Consider the following 19,568-nt stretch of genomic DNA (forward strand, 5'->3'; position numbering starts at 1 on the left):
TCAGGACGGCAGGGTCCACTTCTGGTTGGCGCCGCCGGTGCAGCTCCACACCTGCGTCTTCGCCCCGTCGGCGGACGTGTTGCCGGTGACGTCGAGGCACTTGTCCGCCTGCGGGTTCACCAGGTCCCGCCCGGCGGTCGCGGTCCACTGCTGGGCGGCGCTGCCGTTGCAGGTCCAGAGCTGCACCCTCGTGCCGTCGGCGGTGCCGCCGCCGGCCACGTCGAGGCACTTGCCGAGCGCGCGCAGCGTCCCGTCGGCGGCCCGGGTCCAGCGCTGGTTGGCCGCCCCGGTGCAGCTCCAGATCTGCACCGGCGTGCCGTCGGCGCTGGTGTTGTCGGTGGCGTCCAGGCACTTTCCGCCGATGCCGGTGACCGGGCCGGTCGGCGTCGCGCCGCCACCGGACTGGGTGCCGGACCAGGTGAACGTGGCGGTGGTACGGGCCGGCAGCGGGTAGCTGAAGGACTGCCCGCCCCACACCACCCGGACCGACTGCGCGGACGTGCCGCCGTTGTGCGCCAGCAGCGCCTTGGAGCCGTCCGGGTTGCGGTACGCCACGTTCTGCACCGTGCCGTTGGCGGTGGAGTCGATCCGGGTCGCCCCGGGCCGGACGAACCTGGTCAGGTGCCCGGTGGTGTAGTACTCGACGGTGTAGTCGACCTGGCCGGCCCGGGCGCCGCCCTCCTGCACGGTGATCAGGCCGGTGCAGGTGCCGCAGCCGCCGTTGTGCGGGCCCATGTTCTGGTTGACCGCGAGGCTCCACTTCACCACGCTGCGGCTCCAGTTCCGGGCGTAGTTCACGATGTCGGCCATGTCCTCGTTGTGCTGGTTGGTGATCCAGGTGCCGCCGGAGTGCTCGGTGCTGAACTGCGGCACCGCCGGGTACTGCGCGCGCACCTGGCTGCCGACCGCCGGGTCGCCGAAGTAGCCGTGCCAGGCGATGCCGCCGAAGAGCGGGTCGGTGCGGACCGTGCTGTCGGCGAGCAGCCCGGAGCCGATGGTGCCGTAGTCGCCGTAGTTCCAGTCGTGCACCAGCACCTTCGTGTTGATCCCGGCGGCGCGCAACGCCGGGTAGACGAAGTTCTTGGTCAGCTCCGTCAGGCCGGAGGCGTTCCAGCTCATGCCGGGGTAGTCCATCGCGGTGGGGTTGCCGGCCTGGCAGCAGTTCGGCTCGTTCTGCACCGAGAGGTAGTCGACGGTGACGCCGCGCGCCGCGTACGCCTGAAGCGTCCGGACCAGGTACTGCGCGTAGGTGGCGTAGTGCTCCCACTTCAGCCAGCCCATCTGGTCCATCCGGCCGTTGTCCTTCATCCAGCCGGGCGCGCTCCACGGCACCACCATCACCCGCAGCGCCGGATTGAGCTGGCGGGCCTGCGCGGTGAGCAGCTCGACGTTCGTGTCATAGCCGTTCGCGCCGAAGTCGTTGAGGTCGCAGCAGGTGTCGTCGAGGGACACGTTGCCGGGCCGGGACAGGTCGGACGCGCCGACCGGGTTGCGGACGAACGACAGCCCGATCCCGTCGGTGGGGCTGAACAGCTTGCGCATCACCGCGTCCCGGGTGGCCGCGCTGATCGGGCCGCCGCGCAGCAGGTACGCGGTGGTGTCGGTGATGGACGCGCCGGCGCCCTCGAACGGCTGGTAGCGGGTGTTCTCGTCGACGGTGATGGTGTGCGTGGCGCCGGGGCTGGTGGCGGCGAAGGCGAGTGGGCTCTGCTGTTGCAGCCCACGGGTGACGGTCCGGCCGCCGCTGTCGGAGGTGGTGGTGAGCCAGACGTCGACGCGTTCACCGGCGGCGTGGGCGGCGGTGGTGGGGACGAGGGCGCCGGCGGTGAGGCAGAGCGTCAGGGCGACGCGGCCGGCGAGGCGGGCAACGGTGGTGGGGGACACGGGTGCTCCTTCCGGATGAATAGACATCCGCGAATGAGCGAACCGTTGTTCCGGGCTTATGTCAAGACGTGAAAGAAAGGGGCGGCCGCCCGGGAAGCTCCCGCTCGGCCGCCCCGCACGCCGGATCAGCGCCGCTCGCGCGCCCGCCGGACGGTGTCGCGGTACCACAGCGCGCTGCGCTTCGGGGTGCGGCGCTGGGTGTCGTAGTCCACCCGGACGATGCCGAACCGCTTGTCGTAGCCGTACGCCCACTCGAAGTTGTCAAGCAGCGACCAGGCGAAGTAGCCCCGCACGTCCGCGCCCGCCTGCCGGGCCCGGGCCACCGCCCGCAGGTGCTCGGTCAGGTAGCCGACCCGGTCGTCGTCGGCCACGAACCCCTCCGCGTCCGGCTCGTCGTCGAACGCCGCGCCGTTCTCGGTGATCACCATCGGCACGCCCGGGTAGTCGCGGTGCAGCCGCACCAGCAGGTCGGTGAAGGACTCCGGGACGATCTCCCAGTCCATCGCGGTGCGCGGCAGGTCCCGGCGGACCACCCGGCGCACCGGCCGGCCGTCGTCGTCGCGCTCCCGGCCCTGCTCGTCCACGCCGGAGTGCAGCTGCCCGAAGTAGTAGTTCACGCCCAGCACGTCGATCGGGGTGGCGATGACGTCCAGATCCCCGTCCTCGACCGGGATCCGCACCCCCTCGGCGGCCAGGTCGTCGATCACGTCCTGCGGGTACGACCCGCGCAGCACCGGGTCCAGGTAGAGCCGGTTGCCCAGCCCGTCCGCCGCGCGCGCCGCGTCCCGGTCCGCCGCGCTGTCGGTCGCCGGGTCGGCGGTGGACAGGTTCACGGTCAGCCCCAGCTCGATCGGCGTCTGTGCGGACGCGCGCAGCCGCTGGCTGGCCAGCCCGTGCCCGAGCAGCAGGTGGTGCGCGGCGGCGATGCCGTCGCCCAGGTTCCGCCGGCCGGGGGCGTGGTCGCCGTAGGCGTACCCGAGCATCGCCGAGCACCACGGCTCGTTCAGCGTGGTCCAGGTGCGGACCCGGTCGCCGAGCGCGGCGAAGACCAGCTCCGCGTAGTCGGCGAAGCGGTACGCGGTGTCCCGGTTCGGCCAGCCGCCGGCGTCCTCCAGCTCCTGCGGCAGGTCCCAGTGGTAGAGCGTCACCCACGGGTCCACGCCGCGGCCGAGCAGCTCGTCCACCAGCCGGTCGTAGAAGCCCAACCCGGCCGCGTTGGTCGGCCCGCGCCCGCCCGGCTGCACCCGCGGCCAGGCCACCGAGAACCGGTACGTGTCCAGCCCCAGGTCGGCGATGAGCGCCACGTCCTGCGGCATCCGGTGGTAGTGGTCGCAGGCCACGTCGCCGTGGTCGGCGTTGGCCACCGCCCCGGGGACCCGGCAGAAGGTGTCCCAGATCGACGGCGTGCGACCGTCCTCGGCCACCGCGCCCTCGATCTGGTACGACGACGTCGCCACCCCCCACCGGAAGGTCGGCGGCAGCGTGTCGATCGGGTCGGCCTGATCGACGCTCGGGCGGTTGAGGTCGGTGTCCATGGTTCTCCTCGCGGTAGCGGTGGGCTCGGACTTCTCAGCGGGGCAAGGGGGCGACGGCCGGGTGCAGCCAGCACGCGACGGCCCGGGTCGGATCGTCGACACCGGGTGGGCCCAGCACCGGCAGGCGCTCGTCGCACGGCGCGAACGCCTTCGGGCAGCGCGGGTGGAACGCGCAGCCGGCCGGCATGGCGCGCAGGTCCGGCGGGGAGCCGGGGATGCCGGTCAGCTCCCGGCGCGGCCCGTGCAGCGCCGGGAACGAGTGCAGCAACCCCTCGGTGTACGGGTGCAGCGGCTCGGCGTACAACCGGGCCGCGGGCGCCTCCTCGACGATCCGGCCGCCGTACATGATGGCGATCCGGTCGGAGAACTCCACCAGCAGCGACAGGTCGTGGGTGATGAACAGCACCGCGAAGCCGAGCCGCTCGCGCAGCTCGCTGAGCTGGCCGAGGATCTGCCGCTGCATCACCACGTCCAGCGCGGTGGTCGGCTCGTCCATGATGACCAGTTGCGGCTCCAGCGCCAGCGCCATGGCGATCATGACGCGTTGCCGCATGCCGCCGGAGAGCTGGTGCGGGTAGCTGTCCAGCCGGTCGGCGGCGATGCCGACCAGCCGCAGCAGGTCCTTCGCGCGGGCCAGCCGGCCGGCCGTGGTGCTCTTCGGCTCGTGCGCCTTGATCACGTCGAGGAGCTGGGTGGAGACCCGGTGCACCGGGTTGAGCGAGTTCATCGCGCCCTGGAACACGATCGACGTCTCCGCCCAGCGGAACTCGCGCAGCCGGGCGGGGCTCAGCGTGAGCACGTCCACCGGTGGGCCGTCGGTCGGGTGGTAGATCACCTGGCCGCCGCTGACCACGCCGGGCGGCGGCAGCAGCCGGGTCAGCCCGTACGCCAGGGTGGACTTGCCGCTGCCGCTCTCCCCGGCCAGGCCGAGCACCTCGCCGCGGTGCAACGTCAGGTCCACGTCGCGGACCGCCCGCACCGCGTCCGCGCCGACGCCGTAGTCGACGCACAGCCCCCGGATCTCCAGCACCTGGTCGCTCATCGGGTCTGGTCCTCTCGGGTGTCGGGCATCGGGACGGGGGCCGCCGTCGGGGCCAGCACCGGGGTGAACCCCACCCGCATCCGCACCGTGCGGCCGTCCGCGGTGCGGATCCGGGTCCGGCCGCCGGTGCGCAGCCGGGGGCTGACGAACTCGTCGATGCCGAAGTTGATCAGCGCGAGCGCGGTGCCGAGCAGCGCGATGGCCAGCCCGGCCGGCACGAACCACCACCACGCGCCCTGTGCGAGCGCCTGCTGGCCCTGGGCCCAGAACAGGATGGTGCCCCAGTTCCAGGAGCTGACCGACGAGATGCCGATGAACGCCAGGGTGATCTCCGACATCACCGCGAAGATCACCGTGCCGACGAAGCCGGAGGCGATGATCGCGGTCAGGTTCGGCAGCACCTCGAAGCCGATGATCCGCCAGGTCCGCTCGCCGTTGGCCCGCGCCGCCTCGACGTAGTCGCGGCGGCGCAACGACAGCGTCTGGGCGCGCAGCACCCGGGCGCCCCACGCCCACGAGGTGAGCCCGATGATCAGCGCGACCAGCAGGTCACCGGCCTGGTCGACGAGCGACGCCACGATGATGATCAGCGGCAGCGCCGGGATCACCAGGAACACGTTGGACAGCGCGGAGAGACCCTCGTCGGCCGCGCCGCCCAGGTAGCCGGCGGTCACCCCGATCAGCACGGACAGGATGGTGGCCAGCACGCCGGCGATCATGCCCACCACCATCACGCTGCGCGCGCCCACCAGGATCTGGCTGAAGATGTCCTGCCCGAGGTGGGTGGTGCCGAACCAGTGCCGGGTCGACGGCGCCTGGAGCACGTCCGCGCCTCGCGCGTCCGGGTCGTACGGCGCGATCCACGGCCCGATCACCGCCAGCAGCACGTACACGCCGAGGAGGGCCAGGCCGGTCGCGGCCTTGGCGTTGGCCACGAAGCGGAACCGGCGGCGCCGGGCCCGGGCCGACGGCTGCGCCATCGCGCCCTGGCCGGGGATGACCTGCTCGATGCTCGACGGGGAGATTGTCATCGCTCAGCTCTTTCGGGTCCGCGGGTCGAGGAGCAGGTACGCGACGTCGGCGAGCAGGTTCGCCACCAGCACCGAGATCGTGATGATCAGGAAGATGCCCTGCATGAGCGGGTAGTCCTTGCTGCCGACGGCCTGGAAGAGCTGGAACCCCAGGCCCGGATAGGAGAAGACGATCTCCACCAGCAGCGTGCCGCCGACGATGAAGCCCAGCGACAACGCGAAGCCGGAGACGTTGGGCAGCAACGCGTTGCGCGCGGCGTAACTGAGCGCCACCCGACGCTCGGAGAGCCCCTTGGCGTGCGCCACCGTGATGTAGTCCTCGCTGGCCACGGTGACCATCATGTTGCGCATGCTGAGGATCCAGCCGCTCATCGAGGAGACCAGGATGGTCGCCGCGGGCAGGATGCTGTGCTGGAGCGCGCTCGGGATGAAGTACGCGTCGAACGCCGGCACCAGCCCCGGCTCGTAGCCGCCGGAGGAGGGGAAGAAGCTGCCCGGCCCGGCGAACAACGCGATCGCCACCAGACCCAGCCAGAAGTAGGGGATCGAGGAGAGGAACGTGGTGGCCGGCAGCAGCCCGTCGATCCACGAGCCGCGCCGCCAGCCGGCGCCCACGCCCAGCGCGGTGCCGAGCAGGAAGCTGACCACCGTGGTGACGCCGACCAGACCGACCGTCCACGGCAGGCTGCTCCCGATCACCTCCGACACCGGCGCCGGGAAGAACGTGAACGACAGGCCCAGGTCGCCGTGCAGGAGCTGCCCCCAGTAGGCGACGTACTGCTCCCACAGGTTGCGGTCGGAGTCCAGCCCGAACAGCACCCGCAGCGAGGCGATCGCGTCGGCGCTGATCCGACCCTGGTTACGGGAGATCAACGACTGCACCGGGTCGCCCGGCACGATCCGCGGGATGAAGAAGTTGAGCGTGATCGCCGCCCAGGCGGTGAACAGGTAGAAGGCCACCCGTTGCAGCAGGAACCTCATCGGGCTGCCTCCCGCCCGGCGGTGCCGGCCTTCTCGGTCGCCTCGGCGGTTCCGGTTCCCTCCTCGGCGACGGTGGCCGGGTCGAACAGCCAGCAGGCCGCCCAGTGCCCGGGCCGGTCGTCGATCGGGATCGGCGGCGGCAGGTCGGTGGCGCACCGGGGCATGGCGTGCGGGCAGCGCGGGTGGAACCGGCAGCCGGCCGGCGGGCGGATCAGGCTCGGCGGCTCACCGTGGTCCGGCCCGGCCGCCGCGACACCGCCCCCGCCGGTGATCCGCTCCGGGTCCGGCGCCGAATCGATCAACAACCGGGTGTACGGGTGCGCCGGCCGCTGGGTGACCGTCTCGCTGTCGCCGCCCTCGACCATCCGCCCGGCGTACATGACGATCGTCTCGTCGGCGAAGTAGCGGGCCGAGGCGATGTCGTGGGTGATGTAGAGGATGGCCAGGTTCAGTCGATCCTTGAGGTCCTGGAGCAGGTTGAGCACGCCGAGGCGGATCGAGACGTCCAGCATGGAGACCGGTTCGTCGGCGAGCAGCACCTCCGGGTCCGCGCCGAGCGCCCGGGCGATGGCGACGCGTTGGCGCTGGCCGCCGGACAGCTCGTGCGGGAACGCGTCGAGGTAGCGCTCGGGCGGGGTGAGGCTGACCCGGGTGAGCAGGTCGGCGAGGGCCTTCTCCAGCCCGTCCGCGCCGTCGCCGGCGTTGCCGTGGATGCGCAGCGACCGGGTGAGGTGGTAGCGCACGGTGTGCACCGGGTTCAACGAGGCGAACGGGTCCTGGAGGATCAACTGCACCCGGCGCACGTACGCCCGGAAGCGCCGGCCGCCGCGGACCCGGGTCGGGACGCCGTGCAGCCGGATGTCGCCGGCGGTGCGCGGATAGAGCTGGGCCAGCAGCCGCGCCACCGTGGACTTGCCGGAGCCGGACTCGCCGACCAGCGCGGTCACCCGGCCGCGGCGCAGCGCGATCGAGACGTCGTCGACGGCGTGCACCACCGCCGAGGTCCGGGAGAGGAGGTCGCGCAGCCGCCGGCGGACCGGGAAGTGCTTGGTCAGGCCGACGGCCTCCAGCACCACCTCGTCGGCCGGCGCCGGGGCGCTCTCGGTCGTCGTCATGCCGCATTCCTGTCTGGGGTTGCCGGGGTGAGGGGCGGGCACCGTCTCCCCGGCCGGCGGGCGCGCCGGCCGGGGAGACGACGCCGGGTCAGCCGGCGGTCGGCTTGAGGTGCAGCACCACGTCCACCGCGTTGGGCTGGGTGGGCTGGAGCGCGCCGTACGGGTTCGAGTCGTCCGGCCAGCCGGTCCAGTTCTTCACGCTGTACGCGCCGCCGATGTTGTCCGCGCCGACCGGGATCATCGGCACCTGCTCGACGAAGATCTTCTGGAGCGTGGCGAGCGCGGTGGTGCGGGCGGCGTCGTCGGTGGCGTTGGCGTACGCGATCAGCGCGTCGGTCGCCGCCTTGTCGTCGAAGCGGCCGAAGTTGCCGGCCGGCGAGGCGGTCCCGACCGGCTTGAGCACCCGGCCGTCCATGATCGTCCGGTAGATGTCGTACGGCGTCGCGCCGCTCTCGGTCCACCGGAACGTGGCGTCGAAGTTGCCCTGCTCCACGTTGCGGAACCAGGCGTCCTGGTTGGCCTTGTCGATGGTCGCCGCGATGCCGATCTTGGACAGGTTGTCCTTCACGATCTCCAGGCTGGTCTGGTAGTCGGACCAGCCGGCCGGGTCGGTCAACTTGATCGTCACCGGCTTGCCGCCCTTGTCCTTGAGCGTGGTGCCGTCGAGCTTGTAGCCCGCGCCGGTGAGCAGCGCCTTGGCGCCCTCGACGTCGACCTTGTGCTCCTGGCCCTTGTACTCCGCCGCGATGAACGGGTCCCCGGCCGGGCTGGGCAGCCCGGTCACGCTCTTCACCTCGGGGTGGAAGTACGCGGCCTCGGCGGTGGTGAAGATGTCCGCCCGGTCGACGACCATGTTCATCGCCTTACGCAGCGTCGGGTCGTCGAACGGCTTCTTCGTGGTGTTCAGGTAGAGGCCGTGGATGCCCAGCACCGGCGGCGCCCACACCTTGTGGTTCTTCTGGTCCTTGGCCACGAACACGGTCTGGTAGTTGGGGATGAAGACGAAGCTCCACTCCGACTCGCCGTTGGCCAGCGCGGTGGTCTGCGCGCTGTTGTCGGTGTACGAGGTGAAACGCAGCTCCTTCACCTTCGGCGCGTCCTGCCAGTAGCCCTTGTCCCGCACGGTCAGCGTGGTGGTGGCCGGCGTGAACGACTTGAGCGTGTACGGCCCGCTGCCGACCGGCTGCTTCACCGGGTCGGTGGTCGGGTCGGCGATCTTCTCCCAGAGGTGCTTGGGCACGATCGGCACCCGCCACAGCACCTTCTGCTGGTTGACGAACTGCGGGCTGGACATCGAGATGGTGACGTCGTTGCCGGTCGCGACCGCGTCCGTGTACGGCACGCCCTGGTCGTTGAGCGCCGGGAACTTCTTGACCAGGTTGTAGGTGAACGCCACGTCCTCGGCGGTGACCTTCTGCCCGTCCGACCAGGTGGCGTTGTCGCGGACGGTCACCTTCACGGACTTGTAGTCCGGCGACCACTCGGCCTTGGTGGCCAGCCACGGCTTGAACGGGTCCGCCGGCTTGACCGGGTTCCACATCATCAGCGGCTCGTAGATCTGCCAGCGGTAGCCCAGCGACGCCGCGGCCGAGGTGGTCAGGAACGGGTTGTTGTTCTCCGCCTGCGGGCCGTTGGGCATGCCGACGTTCAGCACGGTCGCGGCCTGGCCGCTCTTCTTGTTCGCGTTCGGGCTGTCGCCGCACGCGGCGACCGTGGTGGTGACCATCGCGCCGGCCAGCGCGACGGCGAGGAGGTGCCTTCTTCTCATGGAGGTCTCCCTCGGTGGTCCCGCATGTCCTCGGGCGGGATGTGGTGGATGGAGGGTGTGCGGTGGTGCCACCGGCGGGCGGGCCCGCCGGTGTGGTCGCCGGGTTCGGCGGGGGTGACTGCTCAGGTGACGCGGGTGGAGGCGCGGGCGGCGAAGCCGGTGGGGATGACGGTCGGGGTGTCCGGCAGCGGCGTGCCGGTGAGGTGGGCGATGAGGAGCCGGGCGGCGGCCGCGCCCATCTCCCTGAGCGGCTGGTGCACCGAGCTGAGCGGCGGGTGGGTGTGCCCGGCCAGCGGCAGGTCGTCGAAGCCGACCACCGCCACGTCCTGGGGGACGCGGCGGCCGGCGTCGCGCAGCGCCTGGAGCGCGCCGGCGGCGGAGAGGTCGTTGTGCGCGAAGACCGCGTCGAACGGCACGCCGTCGGCGAGCAGCCGCCGCACCGCCGCGCGCCCGCACTCGAACGTGAAGTCGCCCTCCACCACCCGCGCCGGCTCGATGGGTACGCCGGCGTCCGCGTAGCCGCCGGCGAAGCCGGCGAGCCGTTCCCGGGTGCAGCCGAACCGGCGCAGGCCGGTGATGACGAGCGGTCGTCGGCGTCCGAGCGACAGCAGGTGCGCGGCGGCGGCCCGCGCGCCGGCCTCGTTGGTGGTCCGCACGGACGGGAAGCCGGGCTGGTGACCGCGGTCGTCGATCAGGATCACCGGCAGGCCGCGGCGGTGCAGCCCGGTGATGTAGTCCAGGGTGCCCTCGGGTTCGACCACGAGCAGGCCGTCGAAGGACTTCGCGGAGACCTGGGAGGCGAAGCGACGCATCGACTCGTCGCCGTGGGTGCAGGTGAACAGCAGCATGCCGTAGCCCTCGGCCTCGACCGCGTCGGCCGCGCCCTGGAGCACCTCGCCCATCCACGGCCAGGTCAGCGCCGGCACCAGCATGCCGACCACCCGGGTACGCCCCCGGGCCAGGCCGACCGCGCGGGCGCTGGGCACGTAACCGAGGTCGCTGATCACGGCGCGGACCCGGTCGGCGGTGCGGATGTGCACCTCACCCTTGCCGTTGAGCACGCGCGAGACGGTCGTCTTGCTCACCCCGGCCCGGGTGGCGACGTCGGCGATGGTGATCGGCACGTGACGCTCCCGGGTCGCAGGGGTGAGCGGAATGTTTCGGAACCGGTTGCGGTAGCGGTTCCGTGGCAGTCAACCGAAGTGCCGCCGGTCACGTCAATAACGGCCAGATAACAAAACACAGCTAAGTTCGAGCCCTGAAAAAAGCGGCAGGGCAGCGGATGCGTGGATCAAGCCGGTGAGCAGCGTCGATGTGATGTCGGAGCGGTGGTCCGATGTGGACCGACGTCAGCTCCGCGCGTACACGTCGCCGGCGTTCGCCTCGTGCGGCACCGCGCACAGGTACGCCGCCACCTCGGCGGCCGACCGCCAGCCGGGCAGCGCGAATCCCATCTCGTCGCCGAGCGCCACGGCGAACCCGGTGAAGCCCAGCGCGGTGAGCCGGTCCAGGCAGCGCCCGGCCAGGTCCCGCGCGATGGTGGTGAACTCGAACGACAGGGCCGGCACCGGCCGGCTCAGCCCGGCCAGCACCGCGTCCTCGAAACCCTCCACGTCGATCTTGACGAACGCCGGCACGCCGTGCGCGGCGATGAGCGCGTCCATGGTGGTGCCGGCCACCTCGATCTCGGCGTCCCAGGTCTCACCCGCCCAGCCGGCGGCCTGCCCGGCGGCCCGGACGAAGCCGGGGGAGGCGGTGGAGACGGTCGGGTTGGCGGAGTTCACGTGCAGCCGCACCGGTCCGGTGGTCCGCCCGCAGGCCGCCTCCACCACGGTGACCGCCTCGTCGCCCGCGTGCAGGGCGCGCAGCACCCGTGCGCAGAGCGGTTGCGGCTCCACGGCCACCACCCGGGCGCCGAGCCGACGGAAGCTGGCCAGCCGGTCACCCACGTGCGCGCCGATGTCGAGGACCAGGTCGCCGGCGCGCACCAGCGGCGCGTAGAACGCGTCCAGCGCGGCCTCGCGGGCCCGGTCACCGTGGTAGAAGTCCAGCGAACGGCGCAGTCCGGCCAGCGCCGGATCCGCCTTGAGCGCCTCGAGCACCCCGTCCCGACCCCCCACCTCACCGACCGTAGTCACCCGTGCCGGAACACGAGCGGCATTCGGTCGTTCCACCGATCACACTATCCTCCTAGGATGCCGTAGCGGGTGTGACCCGTCGGCGGCGCACACAGGAACGGGTGCCGCCCGGCGGGCGGGCGGGGACAGCCCGCTCAGGGCGTCTCGACGACCTCCTGGCCGAGCGGCCAGAGCGCGGCCGGGACCAGCTTGAAGTTGGCCACCCCGAACGGGATACCGATGATCGTCACGCAGAGCGCGACCCCGGCGAGGATGTGCGACAGGGCGAGCCACCAGCCGGCCAGCAGCACCCAGAGCACGTTCGCCAGCCCGGACGGGACGCCGGCGCCCGGCTTCGGCACGAGCGTGCGCCCGAACGGCCACAGCGCGTACGAGGCCAGGCGCAGCGAGGCCACGCCGAACGGGATGGTGACGACCAGGACGAAGCAGATCAGGGCGGCCACGCCGTAGCCCAGGGCCAGGACGATGCCGCCGCCGAAGACGAGCCACAACAGGTTCAGCAGGAAGCGGATCACCACTCCATGGTGCCTGCCGCCGGCAACCGGCCCGAACCGCGGCGGGGATCGGGTTACCGTCGGGTCGCGGCCCGGTCGGCCGCGCGGAGAGGAGCACGCCGTCATGGAGCCGTCGACCGAGGGCGTCACCCGCACCGAGTTGCAGCGCGTCCACGCCGAGGTGCCCGGCCGCCTGATCGTGCAGACCCTGTTCCAGATTCCGGTCGGCAGCCAGTCGGGACGGCACAGCCACCCCGGCGAGGAGGTCGGCTACCTGATCCAGGGCGACATCGTGATGGAGTTCGACGACCGGCCCGCGCTCGCCGTGGCGGGCGGGGAGCCGTTCCTGATCCCGCCGGGCGTCGTGCACAACGCGCGCAACGTCGGCGACGTCGAGACCCGGATGCTCTCGTCGTACTTCGTGGACGACAGCCGGCCCCTGGTCACCCCGTACTGACCTCGGGCCGGTCCGGCGTCAGCAGGGCCACCACGGCGTCGGCGGTGTCCGGATACGCGGCGAGCAGCGGCGAGCCGCCGCCGGTCGGCTGGTCGGGCCCGGTGGGGGAGCGCCACGGCGCGTCGCAGCCGAGCAACGCGGCCACCGCGTCCAGCGCGGCCGGGTGGGCGACCAGCATGCCGGCCACCGGGCCCGCCTGGGTCGGCGGCGGTGCCGCTGTGGGCGCGGCGGGTGCGGCGGCCCACGGCGGTGTCCAGGCGTCCAGCTCGGGCAGCGTGGCGGGGAAGGTGCGTTCCGCCTCCTTGACCAGCAGCGGCACCAGCTCCGGGCCGTGCTCCCGCAGCGTGGTGATCAGGGTGGGCAGCCACGGCAACAACACCGGGTCCGGCAGCCCGGCGAACGCGGCCGACATGGTCTCCACCACGAACGGCGCCAGCCCCGGCACCGGGTCGAGGGCGTGCACGAACCCGGACAGGTACTGCGGGAACGCCGGCACCACAAGCGGGTTGCCCAGCAGTTCGGCGCAATTTTCCCGGAGTTGGGCCAGCGGCAGCAGGCCGAGCTGGTGGCGGGCGGCCCAGAGCAGCGCCAGCTTGGCCGGCGCCTCGGGGTGGGCCTGGGCGACGGCCAGTTCGAGCTGGGACCGGTCGCAGCCCAGCGACAGCGCGAGGCTCTCCATGTGGAACAGGAAGCCGAGCATGGCGCCGACCTGGCGGACACCGGTGGCCTCGTCGACGAACGCGGTGGGCAGCAGCGTGCAGTAGTGGGCGTACCCGGTGGTGACGAACGCCTGACACCAGGCCGGCAGCGTCGGCGCGGTGGTGCGGTGGTGGGCGAGCAGCCGCCGGATGCGGCGCAGCACCTCCGGCGCGTCGTCGACGGTGCGTTCGGCCGCGAGCAGTTCCACCGCCCGCGCGCCGAGTTCGTCGACCAGCCGGGGACTGTCGAGCAGGCGGATGGCGTCCTCGACGGCGGCGAGCGCGCGGGCGGCGGTGGCGTCCGGGCCGCGGACCGCGCGCCGTAGCCGCTGCTCCAGCACCTGTTCGACGGTGACGCCCTCGTAGCCCAGCTCGATGAGGGCGCGTTGGTTGCGGCCGAGGGCGAGGTCCCAGCTCTCCTGGGTGGAGCGGTGGCCGAGGCGGCGCTCGCCCATGATCGGGCGGACCGCGTCGGCGGGCAGCAGGTGGCGCAGCATCCAGAGCAGGTCGGAGCAGGGTTCCAGCGCCGGGTCGGCGCGCAGGTCGAGCAGCGCCCGCTGCACGGTACGCCGCTCCAGGTCGAGCCCGAGCGGGCGGAGCCGGTCGAGCACGTCGCGGGCCAGCGGCGGCAGCGAGTCGTATCCGACCTGGCCGACGCGGTCGCCGCCGAGCAGGATCTCGCAGAGCCGGCGGACGTCGCGTCGGCCCGGCACCACGTCCTTCTCGATGCAGGTGACCGCGGCGTCGGCGAAGTCGTAGGGGGTCGGCTTGGCCCGGTTGCGCAGGTTGGCCAGCAGGATCGAGGTCTCGAACACGGCGATCGCGTCGGCGGTGCTGGCGAGGTAGCCGTTGCGGCGGGCGAGCCGGACGATGTCGACGCACCAGCCGCGCAGTTCCGCCTCGTCCAGCGCGTCGAGCGCCGGTGGCGCGGCGAGGAAGCCGCTGAGCCGGTCGGCGGTCTCGTCGGGCGGGGTGGCCGTCGGGGTCGCCCGGGTGCGGCGGCTCTTCTTGCCGGTCTGCTGTCCGGCCAGCCGGTACGGCGTGAGCCGGGTGCGGCCGACCGCGGCGGCCCAGTTCGCGGCCGCGATGGAGACGGTGCCGGGGGCGAGGCCGAACTGCGCCTCGATGGCGGAGTGGCTGGACGGGATGAGGCCGTAGCGCCAGCGGGTGCCGGTGCGGGGGCTGATCGGGAAGTCCGGGGCGGTGGAGTCGAGGCCGAACTGTTCGACGTGGCTGGCGGCGTGGAACGCGCCGCAGACGTAGAGGCAGTCGGCCGGGTCGGCGCCGGAGGCGGCGAGGTGCTGGCGCATCCGCGTCCACATGTGGCGTTCGCGGTCCTCGTCGCGGTCGTCGCGGGCGGACCGGGTGGGGCGCAGCCGCCGGAACAGGCTGCCGATCAGCACCATGACCTGCCGGTAGGTGTCGTGGTCGGCGTCGGCGAGGGGGCGTTCGACGTACTGGTCCCACCACTCCGACCAGTGCCGGACCTTGCCGTGGTGCAGCAGGTGGGCTTCCAGTTCGGCGAAGCGGGGGCGCAGGTCGCCGATCTCCACGCCGACCGCGTCGCCGTGCAGCGCGGCGTCCTCGTCGGCGGCCGGCGTCGGGTCGGGGTCGGCCGGCTGGTCGTCGCGCGGGGTCCACTGGAAGACGTGGTCGGTGGAGCGGTCCACCAGCACCAGCTCGACGCCGGGCGTGTCCAGCGCGTACGCGATGGCCTGGTATTCGGCGGAGGCCTCGGTGATCGGGGCGATGACGCTCAGCGGGCTCCACTCGGCGGGGAAGCCGTCGAGTTCGGTGGCGAACGCCTGCACGGCCACCGGGAGGCGGCAGTTGCGCAGCTCGTCGAGGAGGGGGCGCAGGTCCTCGCAGAGTTCGAGGTAGATGACCTTGGGTGGGCGGCCGCGTAGTCGCCGGGCCATGGCCAGCGCGGACGCGGGGGAGTGGTGGCAGACCGGGAAGATCTCCAGCCGTTCGCCGAGGGCCCGGTCGACGTCGTCGACCATGCCGGCGAGGATCCCGGCGAGCGCGTCGGGGGACTCGGCGAACGCGGCGGCGGCGTCGGTGAGCTGCTCGCGCAGCGCGCCGAAGAGGCCGGTCGGGGCGGGTGCGGTCATGACAGCGACGCGATCGCCTGGCGGCCGCCGTCGAGGAAGCCGTCCCACTCGCCGCCGTCCGCCTTGGCCCGGGGCTCGACGACGCCGTGCAGGTACTTGTTGAGGATGGCCAGGTCCTCCGGGCTGCGTCGGGCCAGCGAGCCGATCAGCGACCCGGCGAGCGTCCCGGCGCGCAGGGTGCGGTCGCCGAAGAACTGGCTGTGCAGCACGGCGTCCTCCAGCACGCCGATCTGCTCGGCGGTGGACAGCGCCGACTCGAGCTTCTCGTCGTCGCTGGTGGCGGCGGACGCGGCGGCGCGCAGGTCGGCGAAGCTCTGCAGCAGGATGTCGAGCAGGGTGGGCGGGACCTCCAGCTCGATGCGGTGCCGGCGCAGCAGCTCCTCGGTGCGGAAGCGGACGATCTCGGCTTCGCTGCGCTTGTTGGTGACCACCGGGATGCGGACGAAGTTGAACCGGCGCTTGAGCGCGGAGGAGAGGTCGTTGACGCCCCGGTCGCGGCTGTTCGCGGTGGCGATGATCGAGAAGCCGGGCTGGGCGAAGACGATTTTGTCCTGGTCCAGCTCGGGGATGGAGACGTACTTCTCGGACAGGATCGAGATGAGGGCGTCCTGGACGTCGCTGGTGGAGCGGGTCAGCTCCTCGAAGCGGCCGATGACGCCCTGCTCCATCGCGGTCATGATCGGCGAGGGGATCATCGACTCGCGGGACTGGCCGCGCGCGATGACCATGGAGACGTTCCAGGAGTATTTGATGTGGTCCTCGGTGGTGCCGGCGGTGCCCTGCACGACCAGGGTGGAGTTGCCGCAGATGGCGGCCGAGAGCAGCTCGGCGAGCCAGCTCTTGCCGGTGCCCGGGTCGCCGATGAGCAGCAGGCCCCGGTCGGAGGCGAGCGTGACGATGCTGCGTTCGACGAAGCTGCGGTCGCCGAACCACTTCTGCGGGATCTCCCGGTCGAGGCCGTCGGCGCGTTCGGAGCCGAGCACGAACAGCCGGACCATGCGGGGGCTCAGGCGCCAGGAGAACGGCTTCGGCCCGGTGTCGACCGACTCGAGGTAGGCCAGCTCGTCGGCGTAGGTGACCTCGGCGGGGGCGCGGAGCATGTCGGACATCAGGGGTGCTCTCCTAGGTGAGGAAGTTCTTCAGCTCGACGACGAGCTTGCGGATGTGGCCGGAGATGACGGGGGTGCCCAGGTCCTTGAGGCGTTGCCGGAACCAGGGGTTGACGCTCTGGTTGCCGGAGCTGTTGACGGAGCCGACCGGGATGAACTTCACCCCGGAGCGGTGCACGGCCTCGATGCCGTCGAACAGCGGCTGGGAGCGGTCGAACTCGTAGAAGTCGGAGATCCAGACCAGCACCGTGTTGCGGGGCTCGACGATCTTGGGGCGGGCCAGTGCCATGGCGACCGGGCCGTCGTTGCCGCCGCCGAGGTTGGTGCGCAGCAGCACCTCGAACGGGTCGTGCACCCACGGGGTGAGGTCCAGCGCCCGGGTGTCGTACGCGATGAGGTGCACGTCGACCTTGGGCAGCCCGGCGAAGATGGAGGCGAGGATGGTGCAGTTGACCATCGAGTCGACCATCGAGCCGGACTGGTCGACCACCACGATGAGGCGCGACGGCGTGGTGCGGCGCGCGGTCTGCCGGTAGTAGAGCCGGTCGACGTAGAGGCGTTCGTCGTCGGGGCTCCAGTTGGTGAGGTTCTGCCAGATCGTGCGGTCGAGGTCGAGGTTGCGGAAGACCCGCTTGGGTGGCACCGAGCGGTCGACCGTGCCGACGGTGGTCTGTGCGACCTGGGTGCGCAGCACCTCGGCGACCTGGTCGACGTAGCGGCGGATCAGTGACTTGGCGTTGGCCAGCGCCACCCCGGACAGGTTCGACTTGTCGCGCAGGAGCTGCTCGATCAGGGACATGCTCGGGGTGAGCCGGGCGGCCAGCGCCGGGTCGGCGAGCACCTCCCGCAGGCGCATCCGGCGGACCAGGTCGCCCTCCAGGCCGGCGAGTGTGGCGCCGAGACCGGTCCCGTCGCGGCGCAGCTCCCCGGGGGCGACGCCGCAGGCCTGCTCGAACCAGCCGGCGTCGGCCTGCCAGCGGGCGAGCTGCCCGGCGCTGACCTCGCCGGCGCCGGTGGCGAACACGTTGAGCAGCAGCTTCGAGGCCAGCGCGGCCCGGCGTACCTCGGTCTCGGTGGGCTCGAAGGGGCCGGCCGGTGCGTCGGGGTCGGGGGTGAGCAGGTCGCGCAGCTCGTCGGCGAGCGCCGGGAAGCGCTGGACGACGGTGTCGACGGAGACGGCCGGGTCCAGCAGCGCGGTGGGCAGGTCGAGGTCGTCGACGACGGCGACGCTGGCGGATTCCAGCGCCGGCTGCTCGTCGGGGTGGAACAGGCGGGCGAGCAGTCGCCAGTAGAGCACCTGGCGGCGGTTGGCGTGGTCGCGGTCGGCGGTCATCGGCGCAGCAACCTTCCGGCGCGTTCGCGCAGCACGGCCACCGCGTCGCCGGCCCGCGCCTCGGCCTTGGCCACCTTCGGGTCGGTGACGCCGCACGCCCAGTCACCGTTGTGCGCCTCGACGGTCTGCCGTTTGACGGTGGCCCGCACGGCGAGTGGTTGCAGCAGCCAGCGGTCGTCGTCCCAGCGGAGCAGGCCGAGGCACGCGGTGGCGGCGTTGACGAGCGCCGGGGTGAGCGGCCCGGCGGCGGGCAGCCGGTCGACGGCCAGCGGGATCGTCCGGCCGTCGAGCGCGACCACCGGCTCACCGTCGTCGTCGCGGACGACGCGGCCCTCGACCAGGACCGGTTCGGCGAGCGCGGCAGGGTGGCGTTGCAGCGGCGGGGTGGCCGGCGCGGTCGCGTCGGCGAGCAGCACCCGGGCGGTGGCGAACGGGTCGGCGGGGTCGCCGAGCACGGCGCGATCCTCGACCCAGTGCAGGTCGCCGCCGTGCGCGGGCAGGTCGGTGACGGTCACGGCCCGCCGCTCGGCGAGGGCCTTGAGCAGCACCGGGTACGCCTCCAGCAGCCGCCAGCCGGCCGGACCGACGATGGTGGCGACCTTGGCCGCGACGACGGTGACCCGGACCAGCCGGCCCGGGCCGCCGCCGGCCGGTTCGAGCAGGGCGTGCAGCTGCGCCTGGAACGCGGTGTCGTGCTCGTGCACGTCGACGCCGAGCGGCAGCAGCCGGCCGGACACCGTCTCCGCCGGGGCGGCCTCGGTAGCGGCGCCGGCGGCGAGCAGCACGGCCCGGGTCCACAGGTCGGCCCACCGGCGGGTGGGCACCGGCGTCGCGGCGGTCACCGGCAGGCCGGCGCGCAGCTCGGCGGCGAGACCGTCGAGCAGCACCGCGAGGCGGCGCTGGGAGGGCTCGGCGAGCGTGGCCTCCACCGGCCCGGCGGCGCCGGAGAGCAGCTCGTGGTCGGCGCCCCGCCAGCCGGCGAGCGTCAGCTCGTGCAGCCAGGCACGCGCCCCGGCCAGGGCGGGGATGGTGCCCGGCGCGGCCGACGGCGCGGCGGCCCACGGAGCGCGGGAGCGGTGCAGCGCGGTGTCGAGCCGGTCCAGCAGCGCGTCGTGGACGGCGCCGAGCAGCGCGGCGCGGGCGCCGGCGAGGACGGCCAGGTGGTCCTCGGTGAGCGCGCCGGTGGTCGCGGCGCGTACCGCCTCGGCGGCGCGTTCGGCCAGCGGGGTGCCGTCGACCGCGGCGGCCAGCGCCGCCCAGGCGGCGGCGTCCGGCTCGCCCGGCCGGGCCAGCCCGCGGGTCAGCGAGTCGTCGACGCCGTCGACCACGGCGAGCGCCTCGGCCAGGCCGGCGGGTGCGCCGTCGTCGAGTTGGGTGAGCTGCGCGGCGAGCATCAGCGCACCGCCGCGGTGGCCGGGAACCAGTGCAGCTCGGGCACCGGCGCGGTGCTCGGCGGGACCTCCAGGTAGGCCAGGTGGCGCAGGAAGCGGCTGAACACCACCGCCGCCGGCCCGGGCTCGTGCCGCGCGTCGGTGCGGGCCAGCAGCGCGACGCCGTTGTCGACGCCGTCGCCGGTGTCGATGCGCAGGTAGCGGGCGACCTGCTCGACGCCGTACTGGAGCACGGCCTCGTCGGCCAGCGCGTGCAGGTGCTTGCAGAGCAGGCTGCCGCGCAGGCCGCCGCAGGGGCGGTTGTTGTTGGTGCTGCAGTTGACCGCGTGGCTGCCGGCGGTCACCGAGGAGACGTAGACCCGTTCCACGTCGGACCCGCTGGACACCACCCCCTGCAACCGGCCGTCGGCCAGCTCCACGAAGGGCACCTTGGCCAACTTGCGGGCCCGCGCCGGGGGCGCGACCCGCAGCACGCTCC

At 72.7% G+C, this 19,568-nt stretch carries 16 protein-coding genes; 1 reads left to right on the forward strand and 15 read right to left on the reverse strand.

Going from position 1 to position 19,568, the window contains the following annotated elements:
• From ACLQ2W_RS21520 to ACLQ2W_RS21565, 10 genes are all read right to left on the reverse strand, one after another.
• Window positions 1-1,884: a ricin-type beta-trefoil lectin domain protein gene (locus ACLQ2W_RS21520; RefSeq protein WP_425788029.1), complete on the reverse strand. Its 1,884-nt coding sequence runs from the start codon at window positions 1,882-1,884 to the stop codon at window positions 1-3.
• A gap of 125 nt (window positions 1,885-2,009) precedes the next feature.
• The gene (locus tag ACLQ2W_RS21525; RefSeq protein ID WP_425788031.1) at window positions 2,010-3,419 is read right to left on the reverse strand and encodes a GH1 family beta-glucosidase; all 1,410 of its coding nucleotides are present in this window, start codon (window positions 3,417-3,419) and stop codon (window positions 2,010-2,012) included.
• A 34-nt stretch (window positions 3,420-3,453) separates the two neighbouring features.
• Window positions 3,454-4,461: an ABC transporter ATP-binding protein gene (locus ACLQ2W_RS21530; RefSeq protein WP_425788033.1), complete on the reverse strand. Its 1,008-nt coding sequence runs from the start codon at window positions 4,459-4,461 to the stop codon at window positions 3,454-3,456.
• On the reverse strand, window positions 4,458-5,492 hold the full coding sequence (locus tag ACLQ2W_RS21535; RefSeq protein ID WP_425788035.1) for an ABC transporter permease: 1,035 nt from the start codon (window positions 5,490-5,492) through the stop codon (window positions 4,458-4,460). The genes ACLQ2W_RS21530 and ACLQ2W_RS21535 overlap by 4 nt, the downstream gene beginning before the upstream one ends.
• Before the next feature lie 3 nt (window positions 5,493-5,495).
• Complete coding sequence (locus ACLQ2W_RS21540) at window positions 5,496-6,473, reverse strand: ABC transporter permease (protein WP_281941130.1); 978 nt, start codon at window positions 6,471-6,473, stop codon at window positions 5,496-5,498.
• Window positions 6,470-7,588, reverse strand: a complete 1,119-nt coding sequence (locus ACLQ2W_RS21545) for an ABC transporter ATP-binding protein (RefSeq protein WP_425788038.1) — start codon at window positions 7,586-7,588, stop codon at window positions 6,470-6,472. Before ACLQ2W_RS21545 ends, ACLQ2W_RS21540 begins: the two co-directional genes overlap by 4 nt.
• A gap of 88 nt (window positions 7,589-7,676) precedes the next feature.
• Window positions 7,677-9,356 (reverse strand): ABC transporter substrate-binding protein, encoded by a 1,680-nt coding sequence (locus tag ACLQ2W_RS21550; RefSeq protein WP_425788040.1) that lies wholly within the window; start codon window positions 9,354-9,356, stop codon window positions 7,677-7,679.
• 122 nt (window positions 9,357-9,478) lie between these two features.
• The gene (locus ACLQ2W_RS21555; RefSeq protein ID WP_425788042.1) at window positions 9,479-10,480 is read right to left on the reverse strand and encodes a LacI family DNA-binding transcriptional regulator; all 1,002 of its coding nucleotides are present in this window, start codon (window positions 10,478-10,480) and stop codon (window positions 9,479-9,481) included.
• A 225-nt stretch (window positions 10,481-10,705) separates the two neighbouring features.
• Window positions 10,706-11,476: an FkbM family methyltransferase gene (locus ACLQ2W_RS21560; protein WP_425788044.1), complete on the reverse strand. Its 771-nt coding sequence runs from the start codon at window positions 11,474-11,476 to the stop codon at window positions 10,706-10,708.
• Between the two features lie 152 nt (window positions 11,477-11,628).
• Window positions 11,629-12,009 (reverse strand): YccF domain-containing protein, encoded by a 381-nt coding sequence (locus ACLQ2W_RS21565; protein ID WP_199199704.1) that lies wholly within the window; start codon window positions 12,007-12,009, stop codon window positions 11,629-11,631.
• A 103-nt stretch (window positions 12,010-12,112) separates the two neighbouring features.
• Between ACLQ2W_RS21565 and ACLQ2W_RS21570 the strand changes: the two genes are divergently transcribed.
• Window positions 12,113-12,445 (forward strand): cupin domain-containing protein, encoded by a 333-nt coding sequence (locus ACLQ2W_RS21570; RefSeq protein ID WP_425788046.1) that lies wholly within the window; start codon window positions 12,113-12,115, stop codon window positions 12,443-12,445.
• On the opposite strand, the gene ACLQ2W_RS21575 is transcribed toward ACLQ2W_RS21570, so the two are convergent.
• The 5 genes from ACLQ2W_RS21575 to ACLQ2W_RS21595 are packed head-to-tail and all read right to left on the reverse strand — an operon-like array spanning window position 12,432 to window position 19,563.
• Window positions 12,432-15,257, reverse strand: a complete 2,826-nt coding sequence (locus ACLQ2W_RS21575) for a hypothetical protein (RefSeq protein ID WP_425788048.1) — start codon at window positions 15,255-15,257, stop codon at window positions 12,432-12,434. The genes ACLQ2W_RS21570 and ACLQ2W_RS21575 overlap by 14 nt on opposite strands.
• On the reverse strand, window positions 15,254-16,366 hold the full coding sequence (locus ACLQ2W_RS21580) for an ATP-binding protein (RefSeq protein WP_425788050.1): 1,113 nt from the start codon (window positions 16,364-16,366) through the stop codon (window positions 15,254-15,256). Before ACLQ2W_RS21580 ends, ACLQ2W_RS21575 begins: the two co-directional genes overlap by 4 nt.
• Before the next feature lie 13 nt (window positions 16,367-16,379).
• Window positions 16,380-17,699, reverse strand: coding sequence for a VWA domain-containing protein (locus ACLQ2W_RS21585; protein WP_425788052.1), 1,320 nt, complete (start codon window positions 17,697-17,699; stop codon window positions 16,380-16,382).
• Entirely contained in the window at window positions 17,696-19,093 is a 1,398-nt protein-coding gene (locus ACLQ2W_RS21590) for a hypothetical protein (protein ID WP_425788054.1), read from the reverse strand. The genes ACLQ2W_RS21585 and ACLQ2W_RS21590 overlap by 4 nt, the downstream gene beginning before the upstream one ends.
• Complete coding sequence (locus tag ACLQ2W_RS21595) at window positions 19,093-19,563, reverse strand: hypothetical protein (RefSeq protein WP_425788482.1); 471 nt, start codon at window positions 19,561-19,563, stop codon at window positions 19,093-19,095. Before ACLQ2W_RS21595 ends, ACLQ2W_RS21590 begins: the two co-directional genes overlap by 1 nt.
• Window positions 19,564-19,568: the final 5 nt, after the last annotated feature.

This window comes from Micromonospora sp. DT227 (genome assembly GCF_049841835.1).
Lineage (GTDB): Bacteria > Actinomycetota > Actinomycetes > Mycobacteriales > Micromonosporaceae > Micromonospora.